Raw genomic sequence first — 11,776 nt, forward strand, 5'->3', positions numbered from 1 at the left:
TGGTCAGCCGCCGGGGCGGACCACCCCGTTCTCGTACGCGAAGACCACCGCCTGCACCCGGTCGCGTAGGCCGAGCTTGGCCAGTACCCGGCTCACGTGTGTCTTCACCGTCGCCTCGCCCAGGTGCATCGTCGTGGCGATCTCCGCGTTGCTGGATCCGGCGGCGAGAAGCACCAGCACCTCCCGTTCGCGCGGGGTCAGCTCGCGTAGTGCGGCCTCGGCGGCCGGCCCCTGGTGGGCGGTGCCCGTCGGGTCGCCGGGGCGGGCGAAGGTGGAGATCACCCGACGGGTGATTTCCGGGGCGAGTAGACCGTCGCCCCTGGCCAGTACCCGGATCGCCTCGATCAGCTCCTCCGGTGTGCCGTTCTTGAGCAGGAAGCCACTGGCCCCGGCCCGCAGCGCGGCGAACAGGTAGTCGTCGCGGTCGAAGGTGGTGAGGATCAGCACCGCTGGCGCGTCGGGCCCGTCCCCGGTGATCCTCCGGGTGGCCTCCAGCCCGTCCATCCCGGGCATCTCCACGTCCATCAGCACCACGTCCGGTTGGGTGGCCCGGGTCATGGTGACGGCGCGCGCGCCGTCCGCCGCCTCGCCAACCACCTCGATGTCGTCCTCCACCTCGAGGATGACCCGGAAGCCGGTGCGGACAAGGTGCTGGTCGTCGGCGAGCAGCACCCGAATCGGGTCGTCCGCGCCCGGCAGCGTGGCGTCGGCCGGCGGGGCGGTCACGCCGACCACCCCGCGCCGGCCGCGGCGGTTTCGCCCAGCCTCGACGTCTCGGCGGGCAGCGGTAGTCGGGCGCGGACCCGCCAGCCGCCGCCGGGGCGCGGGCCGGCTTCCAGGACGCCGTCCTGGGCGGCTACCCGCTCCCGCATGCCGATGAGGCCGAGTCCGTCCGCGTGGAGCGCAGTGCCGGTCCGTCCGTCGTCGCTCACGTCCAACTCCACCTCTCGTGCCAGGTAGCGGATCCGCACGTCGAGCAGACTGGCCCCGGCGTGCTTCAGCGTGTTGGTCACCGCCTCCTGCACCACCCGGTACGCCGTCTGGGAGACCGAGGCGGGTAGCGGGACCGGTTCGCCGTACACCCCGACGGTGGCCGTGAGGCCGGCAGCGCGGGCCCGCTCGACCAGCTCGTCGATCCGGTCGACCGTCCCGGTCGACGGCGGCGGTGCCGCGGCGTCGCCGTCGGGGGCGCGCAGCACGCCGAGCATCCGGCGCAGCTCGTCGACGGCGGTGCGGGCGCTCTGCTCGATGGCGCTCAGCGCCGTCCGGGCCTTGCCCGGGTCGCGGTCCCACACCCGGCGGCACGCGGACGCCTGCACCCCCATCACCGACACGTGGTGTGCGACCACGTCGTGCAGCTCCCGGGCGATGCGCACCCGTTCGCCGAGCACCGCCCGTTCACGGGCCTCGGCCTGCGACCGGCGCAGCTCCTCGGCCTGGGCGCGCAGCTCGTGCTCGCGCCGCGCGGCCACCCAGGAGGTCTCACCGAAGAAGTACGCGAAGCCGAAGTACAACACGTTGATCAGGACGCCGCTCACCATCGCGGCGAGCACCGGTGGCACCGGCCCGACCGCGTCGGAAAAGGCACCGGGCGGGATGTGGCCGATGCTCACCGCGTAGTAGATACCCATCCAGGCGAACATGGCGGCGATCACGCCGATCCGCAGCTGGCGGGCGAGCCGGCGGTCCCGTCCCCAGGCGCCGACGGTGTAGATGGCACAGAACAGGGCCCACGAGGAGAGCTGGGTTTCCGGAGCCGACCGTGCCTGCGCGGCGATGAACGCCACCGAGACGACCAGCAGGGTGGCGGCCGGCCAGCGCCGCCGCCAGACCAGCGGCAGGGTGACCGCGACGGTCCAGAGCACCTGCTCCGGCCCGGACGGCGGCGGGCCCAGCAGGAACGCCCCGGTGCTGCGCGCCAGGGTGAGGCTCACCAGTGCCAGCAGGGTCACCGCCAGCCCGATCCAGAGATCGATCCGGCGCTGCTCCGGCGTCGGAGCCGGGCGACGCCATTCGTCACGCTGTGCCACGGTCATCCGGGAACGATGCCACGCCGGCCACGCCCACCGCCACGGCCGCTCGCCGGTCCGTACGACGGTGGCCTGGTCCGGTGGACGGGCGGCGGCCCGGCGCGGGGTCCGCGCCGGGCCGCCTGGTCGGCTGCTGCTCACGCCCGCGCCGACCGGCGGCGGCTCTTGGTGGCGGTGTCGATCAGGTCCCAGACCAGCACCACGGCCGCGCCCACCGCGATGGCAGCTCCGAGGGTGTTCCGGTTGTCCCCTTCCGCCAGCCAGCTCAGCCGATCGCCCAGGGCCGGGTTGAGCAGCCGGTCCGAGAGCGCCAACCACGCCACCGGCACCGTGAACGCCAGGTTGAGCAGGGCCTTCACCCCGAACAGGGTCCAGGTCCAGCGCCCGATCCGGTACTTGACGATCTCGAACACCATGCTGGCCAACAGCACCGCGATCAGCGCCGGCAGCCAGAACGACCACAGCGCCGGGTCGAGGATCGGGATGTTGCCACCGTCGGTCTCGTGCACCCAGGACTGGTAGTGCTGGAAGGGCAGGTAGCCGATGGTCAGCACCAGCATGGCCACCGACGCGATGGTGTCGGCGAGGGAGATGTCCCGGTGCACGGGGACGTCGGGAAGCTGGTCGACGGTCCAGTCGGGCAGGCCGGCGACGGGTTGGAAGCGCTCGATGAGGGCGAAGGTCAGGGTGAGCCAGAAGGCGATCTGCACGGCCACCTCGATGGCGATGGCGATGCCGCTGCCGATGGCCCCAAAGCCCTTGCCGTCCGCCACGTCGATGACCGCGACCACCGTGCCGACGATCGCCGGGACGAAGCTGAGCAGCAGCTTCAGCAGTCGCAGCCAGACGATGTAGTAGGTCGGGCCGATGAGCTGCAGCCGGCGGTCGGCGTACCGGGCGGCCAGCAGGTCCGGGTTGCCCAGCTCGGTGAGCACCTCCCGCTCGACGGTGGTGGTGTCCTGGCCGCCGCCGGTCCGGTCCTCGATCATGTCCTCGATCGAGGCGCGCAGCTCGGTGGCGATCTCGTCCCGGCGCTGGGTGGGCACCGAGCGCAGGGTGGCGGCGAGATAGCGGTCGGTCAGGGTGTTCATCGGTCTACTCCTTGGATCAGGCCGGTGATGGAGGTCTGTACGGCGGCGAGGTCGTCGAGGAGCCGGTTCAGCATCGACTCGCCCTCGTCGCTGGTTCGGTAGAACTTGCGCGGCCGGCTTTCCTCGGTGTTCCACTCGCTGGTCAGCAGGCCCTGGTCCTCCAGGCGGCGCAGCAGCGGGTAGAGCGTGTTGGCGTCCACCGGGAAGCCGTGGTCGGTGAGCCGTTGCAGCAGTGCGTAGCCGTAGTCCGGTCGGCGCAGCGCGACCAGGCTGGCTACCACGACGGTGCCTCGACGCAACTCCTGTAGGTGCGTCCTCAGAACGTCCTCGCTAACCATGTGTCACACCATACTGTGTGGCACACAGTGTTGTCTAGACCGATAACATCGTGTCCGCTCGGGTCCGGCGAATGTGGCTGGCGGTCCGGCCCTGGATGTGAAGCTGTCCCCATGGCGGAGAGCCGGTGACAAGGAGCCACGTCTGCCGTTGACCCGCATCCCGAGCGGCTCGCAGCGGGCGGATCTGCTGGAGCTGTTCTTCGACCTCGCCGTCGTCGCCGGCCTGGCGTTGACGTCGGCAAAATGGCAGCCGACCAGACCTGGACCGGCATCAGCCAGGGCCTACTCGTCCTCTCGACGCTCTGGGCGGTATGGGTGACCACCACGTTGATCACCGACACCTACAGTCCGCGGAAGCGACCGATCCCGTACCTGATCCTGGGCGTCATGTTCGGCCTCATGCTGATGTCGGCCGCGCTGCCGGCCGCGTTCGGCGACCACGGGCTGATCTTCGGCGGGACCTGGGCCGCGATCAACCTGGGCCGCGGGCTGACGCTCATCCGGTCCCTGCGCGGCCGGTCGGAGCAGGAGCGTTCTGTGCGCGCCCTGGTCTGGAGCCTCGTCTCGGGGACCCTCTGGGTGGTCGGCGGCCTGTGTCCGACCCCGGGTGGCGGCTGGTCGTGTGGCTGGCGGCGCTGGCCGTCGACTACATCGCGTTCGGTTTCCGCTTCCCCATCCCCGGCCGGCTACCCCTGCCGCAGTACCAGGTGGCGCCCGAGCACCTCGCCGAGCGGTACCAGCAGATCTACATCCTCACCCTGGGCGAACTCATCCTGGTGAGCGTCCTCAGCCTGAGCCACCAGCCGTTCACCGCGGGCCGGATCGGCGCCTTCGGCACGGCGTTCCTGACGGCCGTGGTGCTGTGGTGGAGTTACGCACGAGGAGCGGGCGCGACGCTCCGCGCCGCCATCGAGTCGTCACCTCACCGAGGCCGGCTGGTGCAGACCAATCCGTACGCCCACTGGTTGATGGTGGCCGGGGTGGTCGGCACAGCCGCCGGCGTCGAACGCGACATCGCGTGGCCGGGGGAGCAGCCGGGCACCCCCATGACCGCGCTCATCCTGGGCGGCGCCGGGCTCTTCCTCTGCGGCCGGGCGGTGTTGGAGCACGAGGTCTACCAGCGCGTGCCGCTGTCCCACGTCGTCGGTCTCGTCGCGGCGATCGCCCTCGGGCCGCTCGCCGTGCACTGCCCGGTCTGGCGGTGAGCGTTGCCGCCGGCCTCGTGCTGCTCTGCGTCGCCGTCGGCGAACTCCTGAGAGCCCGACGGCATCCGGCCCAGGCACCGGCGACGACCTGAGCGGCGCTACTCGAAGCGCGACGGGTCGCCCGCACCCTGGCGCAGAATCTCCGGCTCGGGGCCCGACAGGTCGACCACCGTCGTCGGGTCCTTGCCGCAGTCGCCAGCGTCGAGCACCGCGTCGAGAAGATGGTCGAGCCGTTCCTTGATCTCCCACCCCTGGGTCATCGGCTCCTCCTCGCCGGGCATGGCCAGGGTGCTCGACACCAGGGGCTCGCCCAGCTCGGCCAGCAGCGCCTGGGTGACGGTGTGCCGGGGTACGCGGACACCGACCGTGCGCTTGCGGGGGTGCAACATCCGGCGTGGCACCTCGCGGGTGGCCGGCAGGATGAAGGTGTAACTGCCCGGGGTGGACGCCTTCACGAGGCGAAAGACCGAGTTGCTGATCTGGACGAACTGGCCGAGCTGCGCGAAGTCACTGCAGACCAGGGTGAAGTGGTGCCGATCGTCGAGGTGGCGGATCTCGCGGATCCGGTCCAGCCCTTCCCGGTTGCCCAGTTGGGTGCCGAGCGCGTAGCAGGAGTCGGTCGGGTAGGCGACCAGCCCGCCGTCGCGGATCAGGTCGGCCACCTGGCGGATGACCCGGGGTTGCGGGTTCTCCGGGTGCACGTCGTAGTACCTCGCCATCCCCCGAGACTAGGCGCTGCGAGGAGACGCGGGCCACCCTCGGCGCGGACGGTGGAGCCGCCGAGATCACCTCGGTAGGGTAGGTCCCGGTCGGTTCCGACCATCAAGATCCACACCGCCGGGGGGCGCCACGCATGGCCGATTCGTTCGCGCATCTGCACGTGCACACCGAGTACTCGATGCTCGACGGAGCGGCCCGGCTCAAGGACCTGTTCACCGAGGCCAACCGGCTCGGCATGTCGGCGGTGGCGATCACCGACCACGGCAACATGCACGGCGCGAACGACTTCTACAACCAGGCGATGGCCGCCGGGATCACCCCGATCCTGGGCGTCGAGGCGTACGTGGCGCCGGAGTCGCGCTACCACAAGGCGCGGGTCAAGTGGGGCCGGCCGGAGCAGAAGAGCGATGACATCTCCGGTAACGGCGCGATCACCCACAAGACCATGTGGGCGAAGAACGCGCAGGGCCTGAAGAACCTCTTCACCCTCAACTCGCGCGCGTCCATGGAGGGGCACTACGTCAAGTGGCCCCGGATGGACATGGAGCTGATCGCCGAGCACGCCGAGGGCATCATGGCCACCACCGGCTGCCCCTCCGGTGCGGTGCAGACCCGGCTGCGGCTGGGTCAGTTCGACGAGGCGCTCAAGGTCGCCGCGAGCTACCAGGACATCTTCGGCAAGGACAACTACTTCCTGGAGATCATGGACCACGGCCTCTCCATCGAGAGCCGGGTCCGCGAGGGTCTCACCGAGATCGCCCGCAAGCTCGACATCCCGCCGGTGGTCACCAACGACTCGCACTACACCCACGAGGCGCAGGCCACCGCGCACGACGTGCTGCTCTGCGTGCAGACCGGCAGCAACATCGACGACCCGAACAGGTTCCGGTTCGAGGGCGGCGGCTACTTCATCAAGAGCGCCGAGCAGATGCGCGGGGTCGACTCCTCGGAGCTGTGGCAGCAGGGCTGCCGCAACACCCTGCTGGTCGCCGAGAAGGTCGACCCGACCGGGATGTTCGAGTTCCACAACCTGATGCCGCGCTTCCCGGTCCCGGAGGGCGAGACCGAGGAGTCCTGGTTCCGTAAGGAGACCTTCGCCGGCCTGGCCCGCCGCTACCCGGGCGGCATCCCGGAGGGGCACGTCGTCCAGGCCGAGTACGAGCTGGGCGTCATCAACCAGATGGGCTTCCCGTCGTACTTCCTCGTGGTCGCCGACTTCATCCAGTGGGCGAAGAACCAGGGCATCGCGGTGGGGCCGGGCCGCGGTTCGGCCGCCGGCTCCCTCGTCGCGTACGCGCTGGGCATCACCGACCTCGACCCGATCCTGCACGGCCTGATCTTCGAGCGGTTCCTCAACCCCGAGCGGGTCTCGATGCCGGATGTCGACATCGACTTCGACGAGCGTCGGCGCGGCGAGGTGATCAAGTACGTCACCGACAAGTGGGGCGAGGACAAGGTCGCCCAGATCGCCACCTTCGGCACGATCAAGGCGAAGGCCGCGATCAAGGACTCGGCCCGGGTGCTCGGGTTCCCGTACGCGGTCGGCGACCGGATCACCAAGGCGATGCCGCCGGCCGTGATGGGCAAGGACATCCCGCTCACCGGCATCTTCGACCCGAAGCACGCCCGCTACGCCGAGGCCGGCGAGATCCGCGGCCTGTACGAGTCCGACCCGGACGTGCGCAAGGTGATCGACACCGCGAAGGGCATCGAGGGGCTGATCCGGCAGACCGGCGTGCACGCGGCCGGCGTCATCATGTCCGCCGAGCCGATCATCGAGCACATCCCGTTGACGCGCCGCGACGCCGACGGGGCGATCATCACGCAGTTCGACTACCCGACCTGCGAGTCGCTCGGGCTGTTGAAGATGGACTTCCTCGGCCTGCGAAACCTGACGATCATCGATGACGCGGTCAAGAACATCAAGCTCAACCACGGCAAGCAGCTCGACCTGCTGGCCTTGCCACTGGACGACTTGGCCGCCTACGAGCTGCTGGCCCGCGGTGACACGCTGGGTGTGTTCCAGCTCGACGGCGGGCCGATGCGCTCCCTGCTGCGGTTGATGAAGCCGGACAACTTCGAGGACATCTCCGCCGTCCTGGCGCTGTACCGGCCCGGCCCGATGGGCGTCGACTCGCACACCAACTACGCGCTGCGCAAGAACGGCCTCCAGGAGATCACGCCGATCCACCCGGAGCTGGAGGAGCCGCTGCGGGAGATCCTGGCGCCCACCCACGGCCTGATCGTCTATCAGGAGCAGGTGCAGCGCGCCGCGCAGATCCTCGCCGGCTACACCCTCGGTCAGGCCGACCTGCTGCGCCGGGCGATGGGTAAGAAGAAGAAGGAGATCCTCGACAAGGAGTTCATCCCGTTCCGGGACGGCTGCCGCGAGCGCGGCTACTCCGACGAGGCGATCCAGGCGGTCTGGGACGTCCTGGTGCCGTTCGCCGGGTACGCCTTCAACAAGGCGCACTCCGCCGCGTACGGGCTGGTCTCCTACTGGACCGCGTACCTGAAGGCGCACTACCCGGCCGAGTACATGGCGGGGCTGCTGACCAGCGTCGGCGACGACAAGGACAAGATGGCGCTCTATCTGTCCGAGTGTCGCCGGATGCGCATCCAGGTGCTGCCACCGGACGTGAACACCTCGGCCGGGCCGTTCACCCCGGTCGGCAAGGACATCCGCTTCGGCCTGGCCGCCGTGCGCAACGTCGGCGCGAACGTGGTCGCGTCGATCATGCGCTGCCGGGAGGAGAAGGGCGACTACGCCGACTTCTACGACTTCCTGTCCAAGGTGGACGCGGTGGTCTGCAACAAGAAGACGATCGAATCGCTGATCAAGGCGGGCGCCTTCGACTCGCTGGAGCACCCGCGCAAGGGCCTGCTCGCGGTGCACGCCGACGCCATCGACGCGTACGCCGACGTCAAGCGCAAGGAGGCGGTCGGCCAGTACGACCTCTTCGGCGCCGGCTTCGGCGATGCCGACACCGGCAGCACGACGGTGATGCCCACCATCGGCGACAGCGAGTGGGACAAGCGGGACAAGCTGGCCTTCGAGCGCGAGATGCTCGGCCTGTACGTCTCCGACCACCCGCTGTTCGGCCTGGAGCACATCCTCGGCGCGGCGGCCGACACCACCATCGCCTCCCTCGCAGAGGACGGCGCGGTGCCCGACGGGGCGGTGGTCACCCTCGCCGGCATCCTGTCCGGGGTGCAGCGCCGGGTCACCAAGCAGGGCCGGGCCTGGGCCTCGGCCACGCTGGAGGACCTGGCCGGCGGGGTGGAGACGCTGTTCTTCCCCAACACGTACGAGGTGATCGGGCAGTACATCGCCGAGGACGCCATCGTCGTGGTCAAGGGGCGGGTGGACCGCCGCGACGACACCCCGCGGATCATGGCAATGGACATGTCCATGCCGGACGTCAGCACCAGTGCCACCAACAAGCCGGTCACCCTCACCATCCCGGTGCACCGCTGCACGCCACCGCTGGTGGAGAAGCTCAAGGAGACCCTGGTGCTGCACCCCGGCGACACCGAGGTGCACATCAAGCTGCTCAACGGCGGGCGCACCACCACCCTGCGGCTGGGTCCGTTCCGGGTGGCGGCCACCACCGCGCTGATGGGGGACCTGAAGAGCGTCCTCGGCCCGGCCAACGTGAGCTGACCGGGCCGCGGACGCCGCCGGGCTCAGCCCCGGTCGAGGGCCGCGATCTCCCGCAGCTGGCCGTCGGCCAGCCGCAGCCAGCGCTGCACGCCGATCTCGGCCAGGAACCGTTCGTCGTGGCTGACCACCACGAACGCGCCCTGGTACGCCGTCAGCGCGCTCTCCAGTTGCGCGACGCTGACCAGGTCCAGGTTGTTGGTCGGCTCGTCGAGCAGCAGCAGTTGCGGTGCCGGCTCGGCGCAGAGCACGCAGGCGAGGGTGGCGCGTAGCCGCTCGCCGCCGGAGAGCACCCCGACCGGCAGGTTCACCCGGGCGCCCCGGAACAGGAACCGGGCGAGCAGGTTCATCCGCTTCGCGTCCGGCAGGCTCGGCGCGTACGCGGCGAAGTTCTCCGCCACCGTGCGGTCGAGGTCCAGCAGGTCCAGCCGCTGCGACAGGTACGCGATCCGGCCGTCGGCCCGCCGGATCTCGCCGTCCGCCGGTTCAAGGTCGCCGTCGAGCAGGCGCAGCAGCGTCGACTTGCCGGCGCCGTTGGGGCCGGTGAGCGCGATCCGTTCCGGCCCCCGGATCACCAGGTCGGCGCCGTCGCCGGCGAACAGCTCCCGGTCGTCGAAGCGGACCCGCATGCCGAGCCCGGAGAAGACCGTGCGGCCGGCCGGGACGGTGGTGTCCGGCAGGTCCACGACGATCCGGTCCTCCTCGCGCAGCGCCCGGCCGGCCTCGTCGAGCCGCGCCTGGGCCTGGCCGACCCGGTTGGAGTGCGTTTCCTGGGACCGCCCGGCGGATTCCTGCGCGCCGCGCTTCATGGTGCCGGCGAAGATCTTCGGCAGGCCGGCGTTCTTCAGGTTGCGGCTGGCGTTGCTGGCTCGCCGGTCGGCGCGCTCGCGGGCCTGCTGCATCTCCCGCTTCTCCCGCTTGACCTCCTGCTCCGCGTTGCGGATGTTGCTCTCGGCCACCTCCCGTGCCGCCCGCACCGCCTCGGTGTACGCGGTGAAGTTGCCGCCGTACCAGCGGATCTCGCCACGGTCCAGCTCGGCGATGCGATCCATCCGGTCCAGCAGTTCCCGGTCGTGGCTGACCAGCAGCAGGCAGCCGGTCCATTCCGACAGCACGTCGTAGAGCTTGTGCCGGGCCTCCAGGTCCAGGTTGTTGGTGGGCTCGTCGAGCAGCAGCACGTCGGGGCGCCGGAGCAGTTGTGCGGCCAGGCCGAGGGAGACCACCTGGCCGCCGCTGAGGGTGTGCAGCCGTCGGTCGAGCGACAGCTCACCCAGGCCGAGCCGGTGCAGCTCGGCGCGGGTGCGCTCCTCGATGTCCCAGTCGTCGCCGATCGTGGCGAAGTGCTCCTCGCTGGCGTCGCCGGCCTCGATGGCGTGCAGCGCCGCGATCCGCTCGGCGACGCCCAGTACCTCGGCCACGGTCAGGTCGCCGGCCAGGGGCAGGGTCTGCGGGAGGTAGCCGAGCACACCGTCGACGGTGACGCTGCCGCCGCTGGGGCGCAGCTCTCCGGCGATCAACCGCAGCAGCGTGCTCTTGCCGGCGCCGTTGGGAGCCACCAGGCCGGTGCGGCCGCCGGGGACGGTGAAGGACAGCTCCGAGAAGACCGGAGTGTCGTCCGGCCAGGAGAAGGACAGGTTCGAGCAGACGATGAACGCATCGGACATGCGAGTGACCTCAAAGGGTGGGGTGGGCGCGCCGGAGCTGCCCGAGACGAAACGGGGACCGGTGGAACGACGGCATGGCCACGGCGGCTGCGCTGACGCGCGCCGAACGGTGGCCTGAGACATCCGGTATCACCCGGAGATGTCGTCGTCACCCGCCATGTCTGGTCTCCCTCGTCAACCGTTGACACCCAACTCCGCCGAGTCTAGCAACGGATCTTCCCCCCGCCACGGCAATAGGGCGGCCCGCTTCGATCTTGTGGCGAGCGGTCAAGCTGTGGCGGCTCGTCGACCGCCGCCCTGGGCAACAGACCCGGCTCCGCTGGGACATCGTGTATAGGTAAGGCTATAGTTTTCCTATGTCTCATGAGCCGCCACGTCGCTGGGCGATCAGGACGACAACCGATGTCCGGGACTGGTTGCGGTCTCTGCGGCAGGCTGACCCGGCGACGTACCGGTCGGTCAACGTAGCGATCGACATGCTCGCGGAGACCGGGCCGGGCCTCGGGCGTCCCCTGGTCGACACCCTCAGAGGTTCGAGCATCAGCAACCTCAAGGAACTACGACCGAGGTCTGGACGGGACGTCGCTGTTCGAGTGCTGTTCGTCTTCGATCCCTGGTCCCAGGCAGTGCTGTTGGTGGCCGGCAACAAGGCAGGGGACTGGAATCGATGGTACGAGAAAGCGATTCCAGTCGCTGAGATCGCGTACGAGGGCTGGCTTGCCTTCGAGAGGAAACGGAGGGAGGGCTGATGAGCGGCTTCCATGACTGGGACGACATCCGGGCTGAGCTGCACGACGGAGACGATGAAGCGCTCGACGCAGAACGTGCCCGCACCGAAGCTTGGATCAGCGCGTTCCACCTTGCTGAAGAGCGGAAGCGGCTGGGTCTGACGCAGCGGCAGGTGGCCGAGCTGATGGGTGTCACGCCCGGCCGAGTCAGCCAGATTGAAAATGGCGATCTGGAGGCCAACGAGGTCGCGACGCTGAGCCGTTACGCACGAGCACTCGGCGCCCGGATGCGGATCATCTTCGACTATGGCGACGACCTCCGCCAGATTGCCTGAACAC

At 69.8% G+C, this 11,776-nt stretch carries 10 protein-coding genes and 1 pseudogene; 5 read left to right on the forward strand and 6 right to left on the reverse strand.

Annotated features, from left to right (window positions below; genetic code table 11):
* Positions 1 to 3: 3 nt before the first annotated feature.
* From ABZV00_RS14065 to ABZV00_RS14080, 4 genes are all read right to left on the reverse strand, one after another.
* Positions 4 to 699 carry a response regulator transcription factor gene (locus ABZV00_RS14065; RefSeq protein ID WP_328426450.1) on the reverse strand — a complete coding sequence of 232 codons (696 nt, stop codon included), beginning with the start codon at positions 697 to 699 and terminating at the stop codon, positions 4 to 6.
* A 23-nt stretch (positions 700 to 722) separates the two neighbouring features.
* Complete coding sequence (locus ABZV00_RS14070; RefSeq protein ID WP_355605626.1) at positions 723 to 2,036, reverse strand: sensor histidine kinase; 1,314 nt, start codon at positions 2,034 to 2,036, stop codon at positions 723 to 725.
* Positions 2,037 to 2,167: 131 nt separating this feature from the next.
* Positions 2,168 to 3,121, reverse strand: a complete 954-nt coding sequence (locus ABZV00_RS14075) for a permease prefix domain 1-containing protein (RefSeq protein ID WP_355605629.1) — start codon at positions 3,119 to 3,121, stop codon at positions 2,168 to 2,170.
* Positions 3,118 to 3,459 carry a PadR family transcriptional regulator gene (locus ABZV00_RS14080; protein ID WP_007458189.1) on the reverse strand — a complete coding sequence of 114 codons (342 nt, stop codon included), beginning with the start codon at positions 3,457 to 3,459 and terminating at the stop codon, positions 3,118 to 3,120. Before ABZV00_RS14080 ends, ABZV00_RS14075 begins: the two co-directional genes overlap by 4 nt.
* 243 nt (positions 3,460 to 3,702) lie before the next feature.
* Here ABZV00_RS14080 and ABZV00_RS14085 point away from each other — a divergent pair.
* Positions 3,703 to 3,999 (forward strand): annotated as a pseudogene (locus ABZV00_RS14085) (low temperature requirement protein A); the annotation flags it as partial.
* Between the two features lie 53 nt (positions 4,000 to 4,052).
* On the forward strand, positions 4,053 to 4,664 hold the full coding sequence (locus ABZV00_RS14090) for a low temperature requirement protein A (protein WP_355605633.1): 612 nt from the start codon (positions 4,053 to 4,055) through the stop codon (positions 4,662 to 4,664).
* Positions 4,665 to 4,762: 98 nt separating this feature from the next.
* Here the strand turns inward: ABZV00_RS14090 and ABZV00_RS14095 are convergent, their stop codons facing one another.
* Positions 4,763 to 5,383, reverse strand: a complete 621-nt coding sequence (locus tag ABZV00_RS14095; protein WP_355605635.1) for an L-threonylcarbamoyladenylate synthase — start codon at positions 5,381 to 5,383, stop codon at positions 4,763 to 4,765.
* Between the two features lie 134 nt (positions 5,384 to 5,517).
* On the opposite strand from ABZV00_RS14095, the gene dnaE reads away from it, so the two are divergent.
* Positions 5,518 to 9,048: a DNA polymerase III subunit alpha gene (dnaE, locus tag ABZV00_RS14100; protein ID WP_355605638.1), complete on the forward strand. Its 3,531-nt coding sequence runs from the start codon at positions 5,518 to 5,520 to the stop codon at positions 9,046 to 9,048.
* Between the two features lie 23 nt (positions 9,049 to 9,071).
* On the opposite strand, the gene abc-f is transcribed toward dnaE, so the two are convergent.
* On the reverse strand, positions 9,072 to 10,709 hold the full coding sequence (abc-f, locus tag ABZV00_RS14105) for a ribosomal protection-like ABC-F family protein (RefSeq protein WP_355605641.1): 1,638 nt from the start codon (positions 10,707 to 10,709) through the stop codon (positions 9,072 to 9,074).
* Between the two features lie 356 nt (positions 10,710 to 11,065).
* Between abc-f and ABZV00_RS14110 the strand changes: the two genes are divergently transcribed.
* Positions 11,066 to 11,458: a type II toxin-antitoxin system RelE/ParE family toxin gene (locus ABZV00_RS14110; protein ID WP_355605644.1), complete on the forward strand. Its 393-nt coding sequence runs from the start codon at positions 11,066 to 11,068 to the stop codon at positions 11,456 to 11,458.
* Positions 11,458 to 11,772 carry a helix-turn-helix transcriptional regulator gene (locus tag ABZV00_RS14115; RefSeq protein ID WP_328425968.1) on the forward strand — a complete coding sequence of 105 codons (315 nt, stop codon included), beginning with the start codon at positions 11,458 to 11,460 and terminating at the stop codon, positions 11,770 to 11,772. Before ABZV00_RS14110 ends, ABZV00_RS14115 begins: the two co-directional genes overlap by 1 nt.
* Positions 11,773 to 11,776: the final 4 nt, after the last annotated feature.

This window comes from Micromonospora sp. NPDC005173, from assembly GCF_040608515.1.
Classification (GTDB): domain Bacteria; phylum Actinomycetota; class Actinomycetes; order Mycobacteriales; family Micromonosporaceae; genus Micromonospora.